Raw genomic sequence first — 19,303 nt, 5'->3', positions numbered from 1 at the left:
TAGCTCTCCGCGGCATGGTGCCTGTTCATTGGTGTCGATGTCCCAGCACGTCCGGCTGCCGGGCGTGCCCGCATGAAGGAGCGAAGCATGAGCATCGAGAGCAGGTCCGGCGCCGAAGTCATCCTGCCGGCGCTCGCGACCAACCACGTGGAGGTCGTCCTGCCGGCGATCGTCCCCAACCACACCGAGGTCGTCCTGCCGGCGCTGGCGACCAATCACGTGGAGATCGTCCTGAAGTAGGCCGCGGCCGTCTGAGGTAGCGGAGTTCGCGGCCGGCGTCGTGACCCCGCTGGGCATGGCGCCGACCGCGGCGGCGGGAACAGAGGGAGGGATCGGTCGGATGTCGCGAAGGCCGGCGATGTGGGGAGACGGTGCAAGGGCGGACCGTGACGCCACCACCGGGATGGAGCGGGTGCCATGACATCTGCAGCCTCGCCGATTCCAGAGGGAACGGCCGGCCACGTGAAGGGCTTGCCTTGCGACTTGTCGGCGCTCCTCGCCGAGTGCCTGGACCGGAGGGCGAGCGGAGATCATGCCTATGCCGTGCGCCTCGCGGACCTCGCGCGGGCGCGTGTGGGCGAGCGGGATCCCGGCCCGCTCGGTCGCGCGAACGTGCTCCTGATCCGCGGCCTGGTCGCCCAGGACGCGGGCGATCCGGAGGTCGCCGCCGGCCTGCTGCGCGCAGCCGCGGAGACGGCGGCGGTTGTTCCCGAGGAAAGCGGAGCACGGCTGCGCGTCCATGCCCTGACCGCGCTCGGAGCCCTGTCGCGTGCCGGCGGCGACTACTCCCTCGCCGAGGGTCGGTTGCGGGCGGCTCTGGCCCTGGCCGAGTCGGTGTTTGGACGCGACGGGATGGACGTCGCCGGACCTTGCAACGAGCTCGGGATGACCCTGCGGTACGCCGGCCGGTTCGACGAGGCTGCGGCGCTCTACGAGCGGGCCCGGGAGGTGCTGGAGCGGGTACTGGGCCCGGACCATCCGGAGATGGCCACCGTGCACCACAACCTCAGCGGCCTGGCGCACGCGCGGGGCGACCTCCCGGCGGCCGAGCCGGCCGCCCGGCGCGCGGTCGCCATCCGGGAACGCGCCCTGGGCGCCGACCATCCCGTCACCGCGGCCGACCGCGGCGCGCTCGCGGCGATCGTTCTCGCGCGAGGCCGCCATGAGGAGGCCGCCGAGCTGCTTCGCGCGGTCCTGGCGGTGTTCGAGCGGACGTACGGCCCCGAGCACTACGAGGTGGCGGTGGTCCTGCACAATCTCGGCACGGCGGAGTACGCGGCCGGGAGGGTCCGGAACGCGGCCGAGGCACTGACCAGGAGCCTGTCGATCAAGGAGCGGGTGCACGGGGCGGAGCATCCGGAGCTGGCGGGAACGCTCTGCAACCTCGCCCGCATATGCCACGAGGCCGGCGACGCGGGCGGTGCTACGGCGATGTACGGCCGTGCGGCACTGGTCCTAAGGCGGAGTGTGGCGGCCGACCATCCGACGCTGCTCCTGTGCGATCAGGCCCTGTCCGGCCTGATGTCGGCTCGCACTCCCGCGGTCTCCGAACCCGGGTCGAGTTCGAGCGCCTCGGTGAGCTGACCGCGGCGGGAGATGCCGAGCTTCGCGTAGGCCCGTTGCAGATAGTTGTCGACGGTCCGCACGGACAGAACCAGCCTGGCGGCGATCTCACGGCTGGACAGCCCCTGGGCGGCCAGCAGGCAGACGTCCCGCTCCCTGAGGCTCAGCGGAGCGGGCGTGTGCACGCCCAGCAGTGCCGGTGTGCGCGCGCTTTCGCACCTACGCAGCAGTCCGGTGATGCGCACCGCCCTCGCCGCCCGCTCGCGCGTGCCGGCGCTGTGGCGCTGAGCCTGTGCCGCCGCCTCCGCCGCGTACAGCCAGGCGCCGAGCGACCCGAACTCCGTGCACGCCCGATCGAGAACAACCGGGTCGAGGCGTGCCGAGCCGGCCGCGTACCAGGCGCGCGCGGTCACCATCGGGCTGTCGACCGCTCCGGCCAGCTCCGCCAACCGGTCGGCCACGCGCTCCGGCTCTCCCAGCCTGGCGACGTCGTGCAGGAGCGTCGAGTACAGCACCAGCTCCCCGCGTGCCTCCACGTCGGCGGACGCGGCGAGCAGCCGGTCGATCGCCTGCTTCCTCTCACCGTTGACGGCGAGGTGCCAGGCGTACGCCTGGGGCGGCAGGCCCTGCCTTTCCGCGGCCTCATCGAGGGGGCCCATGTCGAAGACGGCGTCGCGGCTCGCCTGCGCGTCGCCCAGGAAGGCGTGCGCCATCGCCAGTCCCGCGTACGCGAGCCGGAGCTGCTCTGTGAGGCCGTGCGTACGGGCGATGGCCGCAGTCTCGCGGAACCATCGGATGGCCGTGCGGGGGCGGCCGGCCGTCAGGTGGCAGCGTCCCAATAGGGTGCTGAAGGCCGCGTGCGTGGTAACGACGTTGTCCATGATCGCCTGCTCTAGCCCGCGCTCCGCCGTGGAGATCGCCTCCGTGAGCAGACCGGCCGAGTAGAGGGCCATGACCCGGGCGTATACGTGGAAGACCGGATGCACGCCCAGGTCGAGGCCGGCGTTCGGCGAACCGGTCTCGGGCGTTGCGTCCGAGGCGTCGACGGCCTCCCGGGTCCGGCCGAGCGCCGCGAGCACGGCGACCCGCGCGAGCGAGCCGATGCGACTTGGCGGCGCCGTGAAGCCGTCCCGCTCCGCCGCCAGAGCGTGATAGGCCTCGCGCGGCCGGTGGGACAGCGTCAGCACCAATGAGGAGACCGCGTCCAGCTCGTCGGCGAGCTGTCCCTCGAGGACATGACGGGCGCGGTCGATGACGGCCAGAGCCTGGTCCGGATGCTCCGAGCCCCATGTCAGATTCAGCGCTCGCAGCGGGGCGACCGGCTGACCGCCGCCGTCGGCGGCCCTTGCGCCGTCCGTGAGCGCGAAAACCTCCTCCGCCTCACCGATCCGACCGAGGTGGCCCAGCGCCTCGCCCAGCAGTGTGGCCGCCTCGACGGCCAGTTCCGGACCGGCCGTCGTCAGCGCGGCGCGGGCCAGCCGTTCGACCCGAGGGAAGTCGTTGGCGCTCCTGCTCAGCCGCGCCGCCCGTACGAGAAGGTCGGGATCAGCCTGGCCGCCGCCTTCGAGCTGCCAGATCGCCATCTTCACCGTGTCGTCCAGCCGACGCGCTCCCAGCTCAGACACCTGCGCGATCTGGGCGCCCAGTATGCGGTCGACCGTGAGCTGTGGAAGCCCGTCCCGGATCGCCTGGGCGTACAGGGGATGGGCAAGCGCCACCGGTCTGCGTCGCCCGTCTGCCCGGACCTGGACGAGGCCGGATCGTTCCAGACGTTCAAGCACCTCCACGGGCGCGAGCGCGGTCAAAGCGGAGGCGCCGGCGGGTCCGCAGACCGCCAGGTGTTCGAGCACGGCCTGTGCCGGAGGATCCAGCGTTCGGATCCGGTCCGCAACCAGCTCCTGAAGGCGGCTTGTCGGCAGAGGTTCGCACCCCAGTCGCCATACTCCCTCGTGCGAGCCAAGGGCACCGCTCTCCATCGCGCCGAGAACCAACTCCCGCAGGTACAGCACATTCCCACGACTGACGCTCCACAGCGCGGCGGCGGTGTCGGCGGTGACCGGGCTTCCCAGCGCGAGAGTCAGCAGAACCTTGGCGTCCCTGCCGGTCAGGCTGGACAACTCAACCCATACCGCGCGGTCGGCTGTCCACATCCGGTGCAACACATCGGGGAGCGGCTCGCTCGTGGGAAAGGTGGCCAGCAGGAAGATGTCACCGGCCTCCATGAGCTGCCCCAACAAGGCCAGTGACACCGCGTCGAGCAGGTTCAGATCGTCGACGAACAGTACCAGGCGCTGGTTGCCCCTCCTCGGGCCTAGCGCTTCCCGGGCCCTGGAGAATAGGCCGATCGCGTCCGACAGTATGGCGGTGTCGGTCACGGCGCCGGTTCTGATCCCAGCCGGCGGAAGGGCCAGCAGGTGCGCCAGTGCGCCCAGGGGCAGGCTCGCGGTCTCCCGGGTCGCGATCGCCCTGGCCACCGGCCTGCCGTCACCGGCGGCCCACAGCAGGCACTCGTCAGCCAGCCGCGTCCTGCCTACACCGGGAGCGCCGGTCACAAGGAAGGCTTGACAGCCGGGTTGTAGGAGAGCCTTCTTGAACTTGTCGATTTCCTTGTCCCGCCCCACCATGGGCCACGGGTCTTGCATGGGAGCCCCCGAAGAGATCACGCGGACGGTCGGGTCAACGGCCGCTACCGGTTTCTGCAGAACTTCGAGCCGTGATGCAGACGAAGCCTCATCGGTCGAGATTGTGGTGAAGGATGAACAAATCGACAAGCCGGATATCTGTACACATACGATGCCGTGCATGACTATAAGTCGTGATTGGTGTTGAAAGCGTTCCCTTTGGTCCGGGCGAGGCGCACCCGAATTCCCTTATAGGCTCATTCCTCTGCTTGATCATGAAACGCCCACTATGCCCACTATGCCCGCACTGCGGCACGTGACCGCCACGCCCCAATTGCGTGACCTGGCCTCCACGTATCTGGGCGCAGCCCCCGCGTAGCGCTACGCGACGGTCATGACCGAACAGCGCCCCTGCCCCAGCGACCTGTCCGACGCCCGCTGGAGGCTCGTCGAGCCCGTGCTGGCCGCCCGGCGCCCGAACGCAGAAGCAAAGGCCTGAGCCTCGGCGGCCCTCCTGTACACGACCTGCGTAGCATCCCTCAACGCCATCCTCTATGTCGACCGCACCGGGATCCCCTGGCGCTACCTGCCCCATGACTGCCCGCCGTGCGCCACGGCGTATGGCTACTTCGTCCACTGGCAGAACACCCAACTCGGTGGCATGCTGCGGCGATCAGTCCGCCGGTCGAGGGCCATAACCCCGAGCCGACCGCGTGCGTGATCGACTCCCAGAGCGTCAAGACCTCGGCCAACGTCCCCGCCACCACCCAGGGCATCGACGCGGGCAAGAAGATCCTCGGCCGCAAGCGCAGCATCGTCACCCACACCCTCGGACTGCTGCTCGCAGTACTGGTCACCGCCGCCAGCGTGTCCGACGGCACCGTCGTCCGGTAACTGCTGGCAACTGTCGCGGCCATCTACCCGACGATCAAATCCGGTGAGAGCTTGTCGTGCTGGCCTGCCAGCTGCCGATGTTGATGCAGTGCTCGCGTTCGACGGCCCAGCTCGCCGTTATGAGGCCCGAGCGCCTGCGGCTGCGCTTGTTCTCTGTCGGCGGACGCCTGGTCCGCGGCGGCAGACGTCTGTGCCTGCGCATCGCCGGACGCCGGCCCTGGGCGTTCCAGATCAGCACGGGCATCGTCCGGCTCCAAGCGTTTCAGGCACCGACCTGACCAGGGCAATCCCATCGACACGATCAGGAAAGGACATTCGCGGGCCCGTGGAACCCCGCCCACCCGGTGCGGCAGCCGGGCCGACAAGCTGCACGAGGGTCGCGAAAACGAGGCGCAGCCCACCATACGGAGATCACGGAAGATCGAGGCTACGGAAGGCGGCGAAGCGTGCTGTAGTTGAGTAGTGGATACTCTATTTTCCGACGGAATGCCGCTAATAGCGTGGCCGCCATGCTTCTATCAACCCTGGCATCGGGATTTCCTGGCCCGGTGCAACGCCGTTAGAACCCTCAAGAGACAAATACTTAGGGGGCGGCTAGGGGTGGAAGACAAATCCTCAGGGTCGCTGCTAAGAGATGGACCCTGTGGGTGCCCGAAACTCGGCCGTTGGTGCTGGCCTGGGGTTTGGGATTTCAGTTCTGGCGGGCATGATCGCTGTTCATGGCGCTGCGGCTGGTTTATCTGATCTTCGTCCGGCTCGCGGGTTGGCTGGTGCTGCTGGGTCGTTCGCAGCGGTCGAAGGACGCGGAGATTCTGGTCCTGCGCCATCAGCTCGCGGTGTTGCGGCGGCAGGTGGCAAGGCCTCGGCCGTCGTGGGCGGACCGAGCGGTGATCAGCGCGCTGGCGCGCCTGCTGTCTCCAACCGGTCGTCGGCAGGTGTTCGTGACGCCAGGTACGCTGCTGCGCTGGCACGCCGATCTGGCACGGCGGCGCTGGACATTCAAACGCCGTAGCCAGGGTCGGTCTCCCACCCGTGTCTCCATCCGGACCTTGGTACTTCGTCTGGCCCGGGAGAATCCGCTGTGGGGCTACCGGCGGATCGCCGGCTCTGGGCTGCCGGGTGGGAGCCTCCACAGTGTGGCTCATCTTGAAGAAGGCTGGCATCGACCCAGCGCCGCGACGTGCGGGACCTGGAGTGAGTTCCTGCGCGCTCAAGCTACGGGGATCTTGGCATGCGACTTCTTCCACTGCGACACCGTGCCGTTCAAACGCCTGTATTGCCTGGTCGTCATGGAGCTCAGCACCCGCCGCGTGCACATCCTCGGCGTCACCGAGCATCCGACCGGGTCGTGGGTTGCGCAGCAAGCCAGGAACTTGATGATCGAGCTGGGGACAGGGCGGAGGGGTTCAGGTTCCTCATTTGCGATCGGGATTTGAAGTTCACCGCGATGTTCGACGAAGTCTTCACGGCCGAGGGCATCCGCATCATCAAGACACCACCTCGCGCTCCGCGGGCCAACGCTTTCGCCGAACGCTGGATCGGTGGCGTGCGCCGAGAACTCCTCGATCGGATCCTCATCGTTGACGCCCGCCACTTACGACGCGTGCTGGCCATCTACGAGACCCACTTCAACGAGCATCGCCCACATCGCTCCCTGGGCCAGGCCGCTCCGCTACGAGCCCTTCCCGACCCGGTCGAGGACGACATCAAGGTCATCCGACGTGACCGCCTCGGCGGGCTGATCCACGAATACGCGCAGGTCGCATAAGGTGGCCGAGTTCTTGGCACCCACAGGGTCAGCAGGTCGACCACCACGATGACCGCGATCAAGCCGAGCGGAAACGCCAGCAGGGCGTCGCTGGCCTGCCACGAGCGATGCCGGTGCGGTAACAGCTGCCCCAGGCGCATGCTTCCTGCTTACACCCGGCCCTGCGGCCTGGTCCCGGTAGGTGGCCCGGGCGGCCACGTCGCCGCACCACAGGTCCGGCGCGACCGCAGTGAACTTCCGGCGCACCAGGTCGTGCGCGGCCGGCCATCTGGCCTACCGGGGGCAGCCGCCCCGCTTCTTGCGCGGCCGCCCCCACGGCCGTACTCGGTCTGCGGTTGACCAAACGGCGCGTGCTCGCCGAGTTGTCGCCCTTCGACTTCGTTGACGGCTCGTGGAGGAGATCCTTTCTCTCCGTGTCTGCCGCCGGACCGTTTCAGCCGCCACCCCCGTCGCCGGGCGAAGCCCCGGTGATGGCCTGCATCTCCCGCTCAGTGATCTCCTGCAGCGGCAGGCCGTCGCAGTTGCCGAGGACTACCCCGACCCAGCCGGTGTACGGATAGATGTTCCAGTTGGCGCTGACACCGGGGTTGCCACCGCCGCGCCCAAACACCCACTGGCCGTTGACGATATGGACCGGCATGTCATAGGCCCCGAACGACGAACCGCTGTGGGGGATCTTGGCCCCGGTGAGCAACTCGGCGTAGGGCCGGTCCAGCACCGTGCCGTCGCCCAGCGCGTGCGCGAACCGGACCAGATCCGGCGCGGTGGCGAAGCCACCGTCCCCGGGGGCATCGATGAAGCTGCGGCCCGGGTTCTTGCCTAGTACGCCCGGGTTCGGGCTGCCCTTGTCCAGATTGCGGACCGCGTCCACCTGGCTGCCGTCGGCCAGCGTCATGTACGGGTGCGCGATGTGCTCGTCGGTGAGCCACTGCGGCCTGGTGTAGAACGCCGAGCCGGTCATGCCGCAGCGCTTGAAGATGTTCTCCTGGACGTAGTCCCAGTACGTCGTGCCGGTCACGGCCTCCACGATCTGCGCGGGGATGGCGATATCGGCGCCGGAGTGGCCGGTGGGAGTGCCGGGCGGGGCCTCCACCTTCGACTGCCGGGCCCACTGCTCGTAATACTCGTGCGCCTCTTTCCGGCTCTGGAAGATGCGTTGCACGTCCTCATCCGGTGTGTTCAACCCGGAGGTGCCGGAGAGCAGGTGGTGGATGGTCACCTGCTCGGCGATGTCCTTGGCGTAGCCCTTCAGGTGGGTGCCCACCGTGTCCGACAGGCTCAGCTTGCCCTGCTGTGCCAGCTGCAAGATGGCCACCGCGCCGAACGGCTTGCCCGCCGAGCTGAGGCTGAACGCGATGCCTTCGTGATTGCGGATCCCCTTCTCCTTGTCGGCCATGCCGTAGCCGCGGGACAGCACCGTCCGGCCCTTGTGCGACAACAGCACCACGCCGGAGAACTTGCCCTCGGCGGCCAGCTTCGCCACGTACCGGTCGTAGGCTCCGCCGGGACGGGTGTCTGGTGGGATGTCGGGGTCGGTTGGGGCCCGACGGTGCAGTCCCGCAGCTACGACATCCCCGGATCGGGCGCCCACCAGCGGCGCGCCGACCGCCACCACGCCGGCGGCCGCCAACCCGCCCCACCCGAGCAGCCGCCGCCGACTGATAGCACGTACGGAATCCGAGTCCATGATCACGGTCCTTTCCTGATCGACAAATCGACCGTTGCAGGTCTACCGGCGACCGCTGTCGGCAGCCGATCACCCACCCATGTGGTCCCCGTGCCTCCACTGAAGACGGAAGACTGTTGCGGTGGCGTATGCGATTTTCGATACGCCCGCGATACACCGGATCCCCGGCATCAAGGAACTGGCGCAGGCCGGCAGTGCGATGGTCCTACCGCTGGTGATCGTGACAGCCCGGTTACTGCAGGTGCTGGACGACTCGTCGGTGAACATCCGGGTCCAGAACTGGTGAAGTCTCGTAACTGTCTGGCGTGTATTCCTTGGGTAGCGGGTGTATTCGCTCACCGTGTGTGGTCGACCGAGGCGTAGTGGCTCCAGGGGCCGGCAGCTTGAGCGGCGATGCCGGCGACGCTCTCGTTGTGGTAGCCGAGCATGCGGGCGACGACGGGTGCCGGGGCTTGCAGGACGAGTTCGCCGTCATGCCCGCCCACCTGCCCCCACCGTGAACGCCTAGGAACCGCGGCGGCGGGACGCGCATCCACCGGAAGGTCTAGACGGGTCCGCCTAAGTGGATGGCGGAGGGCCACAGAACAGTTGCCGCTGGAGTCCCTGAAGGAGTCGACGGGCCGTTCGGCCGCCTATTCCTGCGAACCCTGGCCATGGTCGCTTTGAGTTCGAGGCCAACCTGGGGCACCTGCGCATCGGCGAGGGCATGGCCCTGGCCAAGCGCCAGGGCAAGCTCAAGCAAGCAGCCCAAACTCCCCGAATCCGCGCAGCGGACGATCCGCCGCCGTTACGCCACCGGCGAAGTCTCCCTCGCGGAGCCGATCAGCGATCTAGTGGGCCCCGCTCGGGGACGATGCCTGCGGCGTGCCGGAAAGTCGAATCGTGACGAGGAGACCGCCGGTGGGGCGGGGTGCGAGGTCGAGGGTCCCGTCGTGTGCTCGGACGATGCTGTGCACGATGGCCAGCCCGAGGCCGACCCCGGCATGTTCGTCGGTGCGTGTGCGTTCTGTTCCGCGTTGGAAGGGTTCGGTGAGGGTCGGTAGGAGTTCCGCTGGGACCCGATGGCCCGTGTTCTCGACCCGCAGCACGCTCGCGTCGTGCTGCGATTCGGTGTGGACCGTTACGGTGCCGCCGGAGGGCAGGTTGTGGACGATGGCGTTCTGGACGAGGTTGGTCACCATCCGCAGGATGAGCGCCGCGGAGCCGAGGGTCTGTGCCTTCTCGCCGGTGACGTCGAGCGTGATCTGGCGCTTTTCGGCGAGGGGAAGCAGTGTTTCGGTGGCTTCTTCGGCGATGAGGGACAGGTCGACCACCTCGCAGGTGAAGCTCCTGCGGTCGGCGCGGCTGAGCAGCAGGAGGGCCTCGGTGAGGTCGATCGCCCGCGTGTTGGCAGTGTGGAGGCGTTCGATGAGTTCGCTCTGGTCCCGCGTGGGGCCGTTGCGGGCGAGATCGAGGAGTGTCTTCGAGATCGCCAGCGGGGTGCGCAGTTCGTGGGAGGCGTTCGCGGCGAACCTCTGCTGTTCGCCGACGTGGGATTCGAGTTGTTCGAGCATGGTGTCGAACACGTCGGCGAGTTCGCGGAATTCGTCTTTGGTGCCTTCCAAGTGGATCCGGTGGGACAGTGATCCGTTCGCGGCCATCCGTGCCGCGTCTGCGATCCGTGTGAGTGGTGCGAGCATCCGGCCGGCGAGGATCCATCCTCCCAGGAGGCCGAACATGAGAAGGAAGGCCAGTGCTGTGGCCGCGGCGGGGGCGAACATGCGCTTGAGGAGGTAGCGGTTAGGTGCGACCTGGAGAAGTCCCTTGGGACTGTCGGGTACGTAGCGCAGCAGGTACAGCCACACCACGGCCAGCAGGAGAGCGCTGGCGAGGAGGAGGAATCCGGCGTAGCTGATGGTGAGTTTCAGTCGGGCGCTGAGGCCTGGGCGTCTATTCATGAGCGCTGCCAGGGTGGGCGGGGTCGATGCCGGTGTCGATCCGGTAGCCAACGCCGGGCACCGTGGCGATGAGCCATGGTTCGCCGAGTCGTTTGCGCAGGGCGGAGACGGTGATGCGGACGGCGTTGGTGAAGGGGTCGGCGTTGGCGTCCCAGGCCCGCTCCAAGAGTTCTTCGGCGCTGACGACACCGCCTTCGGCGGCGACGAGGACTTCGAGCACGGCGAACTGCTTGCGGGTGAGCGCGACGTAGCGTCCGTCGCGGAAGACCTCCCGGCGGAAGGGATCCAGCCGCAGGCCCGCGATCTCGCTGACCGGGGGCCGGGCGTGCGCGCGTCTGCGGTCCAGCGCCCGCAGCCGCATGACGAGCTCTCGAAGCTCGAACGGTTTGGTGAGGTAGTCATCGGCGCCGAGCTCGAACCCCGAAGCCTTGTCGTCGATCCGGTCGGCAGCGGTGAGCATGAGGATCGGGATGCCGCCGCCGGAGGCGACGATTCGCCGGGCGATCTCGTCGCCGGAGGGGCCGGGGATGTCGCGGTCCAGGACCGCGAGGTCGTAGGAGTTGATGCCGAGCAGTTCCAGAGCGGTGTTGCCGTCGCCGGCGATGTCGGCGGCGATCGCTTCCAGCCGGAGACCGTCACGGACGGCTTCGGCCAGGTAGGGCTCGTCCTCGACGATCAACACGCGCATGCCCGAAGCCTAAGCCGCATGGCATATCGCCGACATATGCAACATGCCTTAACGGCCTGCAAGGCGCTCACCAGCTAGAACGCTTGACAACCCCAGCGCCCTCGACGTCGAAGACGTCCCGCTGTCGGCCCGCAAGGGCAAGGTGCTCGTCCGCGCCGGAAAGGGCGAGGACTCCCGCGAGATCCCGCTACTGACCCCACCGCCCGCCACACACTGAGCGCCTGGAAGAAAGACCGCACCAGCTCGCACGGCGCCGACACACCGGCGCTGTTCCTCAACCGCCGCGGCGGCCGGCTAACCGCCCGCGCCATCGACCAGCTCCTCGACGAACTCGCCTCCGACGCCGACCTGATCGATGAGGCGGGCAAGCCATTCGCCTCCGCGCACACCCTTCGGCACCAACCTGCTGCACTCCGGCGTCGACGTCGTCGTGGTCGCCCAGTTGATGGGCCACCGCCGCCTCGACACCACGCGCCTGGTCAGCGGGTTGTGAATCCACCGTCGATCGCGAGGGCTGCGCCGGTGATGAACGAGGCGTCGTCGCTCAGCAGGAACGCCACGAACGGGGCGATCTCCTCGGGCCGGGCGATGCGGTTCACCGGGTGCATTGCCGAGATCTGCGCGACAGCCTCGTCGCTGGTCAGCATCGAGGTGCGGGCCAGCGGCGTGTCGACGCCGCCGGTGGTGATGGCGTTGACACGCACGCCCTGTTCGGCCACTTCGAGCGCGGTGGCCCGGGTCAGGCCCACGACCGCGTGCTTGGCGGCGACGTATGGGGCGACGCCGGGCAGCGCGACGACCCCCATGTTGGAGGCATTGTTGACGATCGCCCCACGGGTCTTGAGCACCTCCGGTATCTGGTGCTTGAGGCAGTTGAAGACGCTGGTGACGTTCTGTGCGATCTCGGCGTTCCAGGCGGCGCCGTCGATACTGGACACCGGGCCGGAGGTGTTGACAGAGCCGGCGTTGTTGAACGCCCCGTCCAGGCTGCCGAATTCGGAGAGCGCTGCCGCGACCAGCGCGGCGGCGTCGGCCTCGACGGAGACATCGGCGGGAACGAAGAGCGCCCGGCCACCCGTGGCCCGGATGCTCTCGGCAGCCCCTTCACCGATGTCCTTGCGACGGGCGCCGATGACGACGGCGGCGCCTTCCGACGCGAGTCGCCGCGCGACGGCGAGGCCGATGCCGGAGGAGCCGCCGGTGACGACGAAGACCTTGGAGTCCAGACGGGAAGACATGGAGAGACCTTTCGGAGAGAGGTGGTACCAGTGGAGTCGGCTGGGCCCGGAGCACGACCACCTCCCTCAGACTGCAGTACCGACGGCAGCCGAGCCTGGCGGGTATCGGACCTCACGTTGCGCCCGGTCACCCTCGGAAGCAGTCTGGGCGCCAGGACGACGAGGCCACGATGAGGGGCTTGACACTGGTGAGCTCGCATGCTCAACCATCGCCGGTGCATTCGCCGACCAAAGAACAAACGTCACTCTCTGCAGCGAACGGGGGGCGGCAACCCGGGGAACTCGTGACAGTTGAATACGCGAGCCCACCAGTACGGGACCTCAACTAGCGGCGCGGACCACATGATCGTGCGTGTTTTCGGAAGTCCAGTGGCCTGCACGGATCGGCTCACCTCGGGGCTGGGGCCGCATTCGGGGGGAGGAGGCCTATTCCGCTGATCCGCGGGTCATCGCGGAGTGCGCTGCCGGAGGGCTCGCTGAAGAAGTGGTCCAACCAGCGGAGTATTCGTCCACTGGTGTGGCTCGCGGGTTCTTCGCCCAGGGGCGGCCGAGGGTGGCGGGAGCATTCTTGGTTGTTGGCAGGGCGGCGTCTGAAGCTCCGGGCCTGAGGGGTGTTCGGTTGCGGTCTTCTCTTGATCGTCTTTGAGGTCTGACCTGACGAAGGCCATCTAAACGATCTACCGCATGCCCGGACCGCGCCCAAGAGCAGCCAACGAGCAACCATCGGCCGTCTTCTACTCGTTCCAAGACCGCAGCGAATCGAGAAACCGCAGGTGGCAGGGCATATTCACTGATCAAACTGAGTAGGGCGGGTGGGACTTGAACCCACGACCCACGGATTATGAGTCGCCTTGATCAATGCCAACCTGTGCCTCGGCGTGCCGATTTTTATCCGTCCGTCCGCAGTTGTCCCCGCTGATGTGCCGTGCTGTGACGGACCGTCTCTCCCCGTGTCGCGTACACACGAGCAACCACCGAGCAACCATCCCGGCGATGAACCGAGCAACGATTGAGCAACCGGTGAGCGACGATGCGTCCTTTACCGCTAATGATGTACCACTCGCGGAAGCGCGAAATTCTCCGGAACCGATATCAAGGTCACCCATTGCGATCGCCTTGGTGAACTGATCCGCGATTATGCGCAGGTCGCGTAGGGGGCCGAATTTCTGGCATCCACAGGCGCCTGACACATGCCGAATGGCCGTGACCCGCGAAGGGGTCACGGCCATCGGTCTCGGTCAGCCGCTTCCGAACCCGGTCACGAGCCACCGGTCCTTCACGTACCGCACCCCGAAGCTCTGAGCGAAGTCACCGTCGGGGTATGACCCGCTATCGACCTCGCACAGCTCCATGGTGACATTCATCCTCCGGCACTTCTCCCCGGCCGGGCCGGGGCAGAGGTTCGATGTGTACGAGTCGCCGATCGTGATGTCGCTGGCCGAAATCCAGTTCCGGAACGCACTGATGGGATTGTTGAACTCGTTGTCGAAATCCGTTTCCGGCACCATGACGGCACGGATGGTCTCCGCGTCTTTGCCGAGCAGGGCATCGATGTAGGCGCGCACCACATCCTCCGGGCTGGCCGAGGCGGGCGGAATCGGCACCTCCCGTCTGACGACCTGCCCGCACCAGCAGCCGGCCAGCACCGGAATCAGCGCGAGCACCAGCAGCGCCCGGCGAATGCCGCTACCACGCAACACGGCCGAACACCAACCCGCTGAACTCCGTGACCTTGAACCGCTCGCCGAGATTCATGGAGGGACCGGAACCCGTGCCGCCATCTCCGCCGTGCTGCGCGAAGTACACCTGCTTGATGTTGATCGGGGAGCCTCCTGTCACGGCGGTGACGATCCCCATATGGGTGTACTCGCCAGTGTTTCTGTTCAGGAAGTAGATCGTGTCACCGAGCATGACGTTGGAAAGCCGCGATTCGGTTGGCGTGTACGTGGCGGAGACGATGGCCCGAGTTTGATCGGACTGCCCGAAGCGCTGCCGCATGAAGTGCTCGTAATTCTTGTTCGCCGCTGCGAACGTGAAGGAGTCATCCTTCCAGCCGCGTTCCCACCAGGAGCCTTCACCTCGCCGGTTGAGCCAGCCAAACCAGGCGGCGATGTGGATCTGGCGGAACTTGCCGCCCCGAGCCAGTGCCTTGGACACGAAGTTGGCGCAGTCGTTGGGATACTCCCAGCCCTTGTTGCTGGCCGGGCCGACGTTCAGCGAGGCCCAGAAGGCGGCCTTCTCCCGCCGGTTCAGCGTCGTCGCAGCCAAAGTCCGGGCGAGGGCCGGGGGATCCGCGGTGCTGTCGTCCACCGGCGGCAGCTCGGTGACCGGATCCGGCGCCACGCCACCGGCCCAGGCGTTGATCTGTGACGAGTTGCCCGCCAGCATGGCGTCTACAGCGGACGCGCTCTTCTCGCCGCTGAGCTTGAGCTGGCCGTTGCCGTTCGCGTCGGCGGCGAAGACGAAGTCCTCCGTGGTGGTCCACTCGTTCTCGACCGGATCGTCCTGGCCGTTGTACACGGTGGTCCCGGTCACGGCCGAGCGCACCACGACGGTGCCGTCGTCCAGCTTCGACACCAAGGTGTCGCCGAGCCGCACGCCGTCGGTGGCACGGTCCTCAACTCCAGTGGTGACCAGGTCCTGCTGCCGCGCGTACAGCATGGGCTCGATCGTGGCCGCTTGGTTAGCGTCCTCGACGGCCTCCCCGGTGTTCTCCGTCCGCTTGTCGAGCAGGCTCTGCCGAGCCTCGGCATACTCGCCGACCGCGTCCTGGTAGGCGGTCGGGCCGCCGGGAACGGCCTGCGGGACGGTGTCGGCCGACACCTTCCACGGGCCGACGCCGAACGGCGTGTGGGTGCGGACCTGGAATCGATAGGTGGCGCCGTTGGTGAGCCCGCCGACGATGACCGTGGCCTCGCTGACAGTCAAGGATCGGACGACCGTGTTCCCGGCGTCCAACACCTCCAGGTCGAAGTTCTGGATCTCGGTGTCCGCGCCGAGGTCGTCCGGGCGCGCCCACCGGAGCAGCGCTCCGCCGTCGCCCTGCCGGACGTCGATCCTGGGGATGATCCCGGGTGGCCCTGCCGGGCGGTAGATCACCCGCAGCGAGGTGGGGCGGCTCGCCCCGCTCCCGCCGAGCTCGACCGGCGGGACAGTCTCGTCGGAGAGCACTGCCACACCGGGGTCGATGAAGGTCTCGTCCGGCACCTCGTGCCGCCAGCCATTGGCGTTCGCGGTGACGTCGATCTCCGGGGTGCCAACCTGCACCTGCTGCTGCGACTGCTGGACCAGATCCGCCACCAGCACGGACCCGGTCGGGTTCTCCTCCAGTTCGTTCTTCTTGAAGTGCGCCGCGATCACCTGGCTGTTGGGGCATGGTCCGTCGCAGGTCGCGCCGCCGAGGTCCAGCACCGCGGAGGTGATCAAGGCTCCCGGCGGAAGGGAGCTCATGTCGGCCTTGATCAGCGACACCTTGCGGGTCGCTCCCGCGCCGCCCACCTGCGTGGTGGACGGAGTGAGCGGGCAGGGCGCGCCTCCACAGGCAGTCGCCGAGGCCGAGGCCGAGCGGATGGTCAGCGCGTTACCGGACAGGGTGACCTGCTGGGTCGGCGGTGACTCCGGCTCGGGGACCGGTGCGCCGAAGGGGACGGGCGCGGTCTTCGGTGTGCAGATCTCCGCCAGGCAGGCGTCCATCCGCCAGTAGTAAGAGCCGTCCTCGACGATCAAGCCGTCCGGCACACGCGCGGTCAGCCGCTCACCGCCGGAGACCTCGCCCTCCGCCAGAGGGACGGGTCCAAGCGGTGTGCCGTTCGCCTGGTACAGATAGAAACGGCCCTTGACCGGGCCGCCCGACGGGCGGGAGACGATGCCGGACAAGGTCGGGTTGAGAGGCTCCTCCGTGCCAGTGGCAAGGTCTGTCGGCAGATGCGGTGCGTCGGAGGTGATCCGGTAGAAGGGCGTCTCGTTGCAGATCCGCGGCGTGACCCCGGTCAGGCAGACCTTGATCTTGAACTTGAAGCTGTCCGGGCTGCCAAGCTTGAATTCGCTTCTGATCACCTGTCCCGACAGGGCACTGGAGATCGGCGGGAAGAGTTGCGCGGAGGTCATGGCCGCGACCTCGTTGGAGGAGGGACCGGCCTGGCCGGCGTTGTCGACGGCGACGACGCGGTAGTAGTACTGCCCCTGTGGCATGCCGCTGTTGCTGTAGGTCAGGGAACTGAGCGTGGCGATTCGCGTTGCGGCGGTCGGGGTGAAGTTCGCCGCCTTCGAGCGGTGCACCTCGTAGGTGACCACGCCGCGGTCATCGGCCGCCGCACCCCAGGACAGGTCGACGGTGTCGGGTCCGGCGACGGCGGTCAGGGTGCCAGGCGCGGTGGGCGGATTGTCCACAGGAGGCGGCGCGCCGACGGCCATGTTCATGTCGGCCTGGATCTGGGCCTGGGTGAGGGCGAGGTTGTAGACGCGAACCTCGTCGATCAGGCCTTTGAAGTATGTGCCCGCGACGGTGTCGGCTCCGATCCGCAGCGGTGAGGTGCTGGTGTCGTTGCTTCCGCTGACGGTGGTGGTGGCGGCCAGGGTGCCGTTGACGTAGGTCTTGACGGTCGTGCCGTCGTAGACGCCGGCGATGTGGCTCCATGATCCGGTGGGTAGGGCAGTGGTCCCCGTCGCGGAGTAAGCGGTGCCGCCGATCTTCGCCTGCGCGCTCGGCGCATAGACGTAGGTCGGCATGATCATGCACTCGAACACCGAGCCGAGGCAGGTTTTCACCGCCGCGTGCAGGCCATAGGCAGGTGAGGACGCTGCCTCCTTGATCAGCGTTGGCCGGGGCACACCCGAGGTCGTGGGATTGACCCAGGCTTCCATGGTCAGCTTTCCGGTGATTCGCAGGGAGGCCGCGTCAGGAACGGTGACCATGCTCGACGTGTGCAGCGCACCTTCGCCGACCGGGACCTGTCGAACGTGGACTACGTGTACCTGTGGGCCGACGGCATCCACGTCAAACGGGGCGGCGAAGATGTCGGGGTCTCCGAAGCTGGCCAGCGCCATGGTTTTTCCGGCTTCCTGGGACTGTTCGACCTGCGCCTGGAAGGCTGACATCTGACAAGCCCCTATCAGTGCTTTGTTAGGTGATCAGGGTGGTCGCTGTGAGCAGGTCGGGCAGCGGCCGGTCCAGGTGGCCAGGAGCACCTGGAGTTCCTTGAGGATCGTGTAGAGGGTCAGGCCGCAGCTTTTGGGTCGTGCAGGCGCAGTTCGGTGCAGAACAGATGCGCGGAGGTCACCAGGGTGACGTGGCGATGCCAGCCGATCCAGGAGCGGCCCTCGAAGTGGTCCAGGCCCAGGCCGGTCTTCAGTTCGCGGTAGTCGTGCTCGATCCGCCAGCGGATCTTGGCCAGGGCGACCAGCGCGGCCGGTGGAGTGCCGGCGGGCAGGACGGTCAGCCAGTACTTGTCGGCTCGGGCTCATCGTCGGGCCATTGCGCGATCAGGAGACTGATCGGCAGCGTGCCGTCGGCTGCGGGGCGCGGCCGACGCCCGGCGACGCGAACGGGCAGGATGACGAACTGGGAGGTCATGAGCCCTTTGGAGCCGGCCCGCCAGGTCACGGTTTGCGCCGCCTGATGTCCGGCGGCCAGCACGTGCTCGCGCAGGCTGATCGGCCGGGCCGGGTAGCGGTGTGGCCGGGGCGGGCGGCCGCGGCCCAAGTACGTGACCGGGTCGGGTTCGTCGGTGGCGTGGTGGGCGGTGACCGCTCCTTTCCTTTGACCTGCACCACGTGCAGGCCGCGCTCGGACAGGGCCGCGCGCAGGTGGGCGTTGTCGCCGTAGCCGGCATCGGCCACCACCAGCGGCGGCGCAAGACCCCACGCGGCCAGCTCATCGAGCATCTCCACCGCGAGCTGCCACTTGGGCCGGTGGTGTTCGCCATCGGGGATGGCGCGGCGCGCGCTGACCTGCTCGGCGGCCTCATCGTCAGCGGCCTGCGCGGGGTCCCAGGAGGCGGGCAGGAACAGGCGCCAGTTCAGCGGGCAGGAGGCGGCGTCGGTGACCGCGTGCACGCTGACGCCGACCTGGCAGTTGCCGACCTTGCCCAGGGTGCCGGAGTACTGCCGGGCCACGCCGGGTGAGGCGATTCCGTCCTTGGGGAAGCCGGTGTCGTCGATCACCCAGGCCGAGGAACTGCTGGAGTCCTTGGTGGTCGACACCCAGGCGCTCGGCCATCGGCTGCATCGACTTGCGGCGGCCGTCCAGCAGCAGGCCCCGCAGGTAGGTCAGCCCTTTGGCCCGCTGATCCCGGCGGGCCAAAGGAGCGAACATCTCCGCAGCGAAGGACTCCAGTTGCTGCCGGACATGGGCAAGGTGCTCGGGGGTCACGCCCGCATCGCACCACTACATCCCGAAACGGACCAGCCACAAAAGCCTGACCCAACAAAGCACTACTAGGAGGGCTGCGGCGGCGACCGCCCCGGCCACGTGCAGCGGCCGACCATCCTCTTGCTCCGCAAGTGATCATGCCGTGACTCGTCGTGGATCCGCGCCCTATGGTAGCAGAGAGTATCTATAAAGTAACCGTGAGTAGGGGAATGCTGGTGTGCGGCATCACTGCCCAGCAGAAAGGAAAGGTCAATGAACCTGCCCATCCAGTCCGCCCCTGTGGTGCGCACCATCAACGGTGCTCCCTCGACCGACCGTGACGGCGCGGAGCAGTCCCTCTGGCCGGTTGTGCCGATTCCGGGCGTTCCCTTCGCCGACGAGAACGACGAGTAACCAGCCGGTGAACCGGTGAACCGGTGAGTGCCCGGTGCCCTCTGCGTTCCAGACAAGGCGGCGTCGGGCGCTCATCGCAGTGGGTCAGCCATCCAAGCGCCAGCGGGGGAGTGACAGGAGCGACATGGGCGAGGTGCGGGACAT

Annotated in this window: 20 protein-coding genes and 1 pseudogene; 11 read left to right on the top strand and 10 right to left on the bottom strand. The window is 67.8% G+C overall.

Annotated elements, in window-relative coordinates:
* Nucleotides 1–87: 87 nt before the first annotated feature.
* A complete protein-coding gene (locus AWQ68_RS42175) occupies nt 88–240 on the top strand; it encodes a hypothetical protein (RefSeq protein ID WP_157544991.1) in 153 nt (50 codons plus the stop codon).
* 222 nt (nt 241–462) lie between these two features.
* Nucleotides 463–1,584 carry a tetratricopeptide repeat protein gene (locus AWQ68_RS07295; protein ID WP_169808872.1) on the top strand — a complete coding sequence of 374 codons (1,122 nt, stop codon included), beginning with the start codon at nt 463–465 and terminating at the stop codon, nt 1,582–1,584.
* Here AWQ68_RS07295 and AWQ68_RS07290 read toward each other — a convergent pair.
* Nucleotides 1,503–4,205 carry an ATP-binding protein gene (locus AWQ68_RS07290; RefSeq protein WP_169808871.1) on the bottom strand — a complete coding sequence of 901 codons (2,703 nt, stop codon included), beginning with the start codon at nt 4,203–4,205 and terminating at the stop codon, nt 1,503–1,505. The two genes, AWQ68_RS07295 and AWQ68_RS07290, sit on opposite strands and share 82 nt — an antisense overlap.
* A 493-nt stretch (nt 4,206–4,698) precedes the next feature.
* Here AWQ68_RS07290 and AWQ68_RS46090 point away from each other — a divergent pair, with 493 nt between their 5' ends.
* The 4 genes from AWQ68_RS46090 (at nt 4,699) to AWQ68_RS44145 (ending at nt 6,846) form a co-directional block, all read left to right on the top strand.
* On the top strand, nt 4,699–4,905 hold the full coding sequence (locus AWQ68_RS46090; protein WP_218006801.1) for a transposase: 207 nt from the start codon (nt 4,699–4,701) through the stop codon (nt 4,903–4,905).
* The gene (locus tag AWQ68_RS44150) at nt 4,821–5,078 is read left to right on the top strand and encodes a transposase (RefSeq protein WP_373281505.1); all 258 of its coding nucleotides are present in this window, start codon (nt 4,821–4,823) and stop codon (nt 5,076–5,078) included. The genes AWQ68_RS46090 and AWQ68_RS44150 overlap by 85 nt, the downstream gene beginning before the upstream one ends.
* A gap of 719 nt (nt 5,079–5,797) precedes the next feature.
* Nucleotides 5,798–6,514 (top strand): hypothetical protein, encoded by a 717-nt coding sequence (locus AWQ68_RS07280; RefSeq protein ID WP_218006794.1) that lies wholly within the window; start codon nt 5,798–5,800, stop codon nt 6,512–6,514.
* The gene (locus AWQ68_RS44145; protein WP_218006793.1) at nt 6,511–6,846 is read left to right on the top strand and encodes an integrase core domain-containing protein; all 336 of its coding nucleotides are present in this window, start codon (nt 6,511–6,513) and stop codon (nt 6,844–6,846) included. The genes AWQ68_RS07280 and AWQ68_RS44145 overlap by 4 nt, the downstream gene beginning before the upstream one ends.
* Nucleotides 6,847–7,279: 433 nt before the next feature.
* On the opposite strand, the gene AWQ68_RS07275 is transcribed toward AWQ68_RS44145, so the two are convergent.
* Complete coding sequence (locus tag AWQ68_RS07275; protein ID WP_218006792.1) at nt 7,280–8,329, bottom strand: serine hydrolase domain-containing protein; 1,050 nt, start codon at nt 8,327–8,329, stop codon at nt 7,280–7,282.
* Nucleotides 8,330–8,654: 325 nt separating this feature from the next.
* On the opposite strand from AWQ68_RS07275, the gene AWQ68_RS42170 reads away from it, so the two are divergent.
* Nucleotides 8,655–8,819: a hypothetical protein gene (locus AWQ68_RS42170; RefSeq protein WP_157544989.1), complete on the top strand. Its 165-nt coding sequence runs from the start codon at nt 8,655–8,657 to the stop codon at nt 8,817–8,819.
* A 49-nt stretch (nt 8,820–8,868) separates the two neighbouring features.
* Here AWQ68_RS42170 and AWQ68_RS42165 read toward each other — a convergent pair whose 3' ends face one another.
* The 3 genes from AWQ68_RS42165 to AWQ68_RS07265 all read right to left on the bottom strand — a co-directional run bounded on the left by AWQ68_RS42165 (nt 8,869) and on the right by AWQ68_RS07265 (nt 11,158).
* Nucleotides 8,869–9,018 (bottom strand): hypothetical protein, encoded by a 150-nt coding sequence (locus tag AWQ68_RS42165; protein WP_157544987.1) that lies wholly within the window; start codon nt 9,016–9,018, stop codon nt 8,869–8,871.
* 345 nt (nt 9,019–9,363) lie between these two features.
* A complete protein-coding gene (locus tag AWQ68_RS07270; RefSeq protein WP_281217596.1) occupies nt 9,364–10,521 on the bottom strand; it encodes a sensor histidine kinase in 1,158 nt (385 codons plus the stop codon).
* On the bottom strand, nt 10,463–11,158 hold the full coding sequence (locus AWQ68_RS07265) for a response regulator transcription factor (protein ID WP_066936530.1): 696 nt from the start codon (nt 11,156–11,158) through the stop codon (nt 10,463–10,465). Before AWQ68_RS07265 ends, AWQ68_RS07270 begins: the two co-directional genes overlap by 59 nt.
* Before the next feature lie 355 nt (nt 11,159–11,513).
* On the opposite strand from AWQ68_RS07265, the gene AWQ68_RS43460 reads away from it, so the two are divergent.
* Entirely contained in the window at nt 11,514–11,651 is a 138-nt protein-coding gene (locus tag AWQ68_RS43460) for a site-specific integrase (protein ID WP_169808870.1), read from the top strand.
* On the opposite strand, the gene AWQ68_RS07260 is transcribed toward AWQ68_RS43460, so the two are convergent.
* The 3 genes from AWQ68_RS07260 to AWQ68_RS07250 all read right to left on the bottom strand — a co-directional run bounded on the left by AWQ68_RS07260 (nt 11,638) and on the right by AWQ68_RS07250 (nt 17,310).
* Entirely contained in the window at nt 11,638–12,396 is a 759-nt protein-coding gene (locus AWQ68_RS07260) for an SDR family NAD(P)-dependent oxidoreductase (protein ID WP_066936527.1), read from the bottom strand. The two genes, AWQ68_RS43460 and AWQ68_RS07260, sit on opposite strands and share 14 nt — an antisense overlap.
* A 1,238-nt stretch (nt 12,397–13,634) precedes the next feature.
* The gene (locus AWQ68_RS07255) at nt 13,635–14,096 is read right to left on the bottom strand and encodes a hypothetical protein (protein WP_066936524.1); all 462 of its coding nucleotides are present in this window, start codon (nt 14,094–14,096) and stop codon (nt 13,635–13,637) included.
* Nucleotides 14,083–17,310 carry a LamG-like jellyroll fold domain-containing protein gene (locus AWQ68_RS07250; protein ID WP_066936521.1) on the bottom strand — a complete coding sequence of 1,076 codons (3,228 nt, stop codon included), beginning with the start codon at nt 17,308–17,310 and terminating at the stop codon, nt 14,083–14,085. The genes AWQ68_RS07255 and AWQ68_RS07250 overlap by 14 nt, the downstream gene beginning before the upstream one ends.
* A gap of 9 nt (nt 17,311–17,319) precedes the next feature.
* Here AWQ68_RS07250 and AWQ68_RS43455 point away from each other — a divergent pair, with 9 nt between their 5' ends.
* On the top strand, nt 17,320–17,490 hold the full coding sequence (locus AWQ68_RS43455; RefSeq protein ID WP_169808860.1) for a hypothetical protein: 171 nt from the start codon (nt 17,320–17,322) through the stop codon (nt 17,488–17,490).
* A 122-nt stretch (nt 17,491–17,612) separates the two neighbouring features.
* On the opposite strand, the gene AWQ68_RS44730 is transcribed toward AWQ68_RS43455, so the two are convergent.
* Both AWQ68_RS44730 and AWQ68_RS44725 read right to left on the bottom strand, forming a co-directional pair.
* On the bottom strand, nt 17,613–17,768 hold the full coding sequence (locus tag AWQ68_RS44730) for a hypothetical protein (protein ID WP_245655792.1): 156 nt from the start codon (nt 17,766–17,768) through the stop codon (nt 17,613–17,615).
* Between the two features lie 226 nt (nt 17,769–17,994).
* A pseudogene (locus tag AWQ68_RS44725) lies at nt 17,995–18,652 on the bottom strand (IS701 family transposase); the annotation flags it as partial.
* Here AWQ68_RS44725 and AWQ68_RS44720 point away from each other — a divergent pair.
* Both AWQ68_RS44720 and AWQ68_RS42155 read left to right on the top strand, forming a co-directional pair.
* Nucleotides 18,545–18,835 carry a hypothetical protein gene (locus AWQ68_RS44720; RefSeq protein ID WP_245655783.1) on the top strand — a complete coding sequence of 97 codons (291 nt, stop codon included), beginning with the start codon at nt 18,545–18,547 and terminating at the stop codon, nt 18,833–18,835. The pseudogene AWQ68_RS44725 and the gene AWQ68_RS44720 overlap by 108 nt on opposite strands.
* 183 nt (nt 18,836–19,018) lie before the next feature.
* Nucleotides 19,019–19,159: a hypothetical protein gene (locus tag AWQ68_RS42155; RefSeq protein WP_157530432.1), complete on the top strand. Its 141-nt coding sequence runs from the start codon at nt 19,019–19,021 to the stop codon at nt 19,157–19,159.
* Nucleotides 19,160–19,303 lie beyond the last annotated feature (144 nt).

Origin of the sequence: Microtetraspora fusca, assembly GCF_001570365.1 — a bacterium.
GTDB classification, from domain to species: Bacteria; Actinomycetota; Actinomycetes; order Streptosporangiales; family Streptosporangiaceae; genus Microtetraspora; species Microtetraspora fusca.
Note: the sequence above shows the minus strand (reverse complement) of the source record. Positions and strands in the feature narration are given on the sequence as shown.

Bases quoted from the DNA above. Each gene is read 5' to 3' on its own strand.
- AWQ68_RS42175 (WP_157544991.1), top strand. From the start codon at position 88: ATGAGCATCGAGAGCAGGTCCGGCGCCGAAGTCATCCTGCCGGCGCTC.
- AWQ68_RS07290 (WP_169808871.1), bottom strand. From the start codon at position 4,205: ATGCAAGACCCGTGGCCCATGGTGGGGCGGGACAAGGAAATCGACAAG.
- AWQ68_RS07280 (WP_218006794.1), top strand. From the start codon at position 5,798: ATGGCGCTGCGGCTGGTTTATCTGATCTTCGTCCGGCTCGCGGGTTGG.
- AWQ68_RS07265 (WP_066936530.1), bottom strand. From the start codon at position 11,158: ATGCGCGTGTTGATCGTCGAGGACGAGCCCTACCTGGCCGAAGCCGTC.
- AWQ68_RS43460 (WP_169808870.1), top strand. From the start codon at position 11,514: ATGAGGCGGGCAAGCCATTCGCCTCCGCGCACACCCTTCGGCACCAAC.
- AWQ68_RS07260 (WP_066936527.1), bottom strand. From the start codon at position 12,396: ATGTCTTCCCGTCTGGACTCCAAGGTCTTCGTCGTCACCGGCGGCTCC.
- AWQ68_RS07250 (WP_066936521.1), bottom strand. From the start codon at position 17,310: ATGGTCACCGTTCCTGACGCGGCCTCCCTGCGAATCACCGGAAAGCTG.
- AWQ68_RS42155 (WP_157530432.1), top strand. From the start codon at position 19,019: ATGAACCTGCCCATCCAGTCCGCCCCTGTGGTGCGCACCATCAACGGT.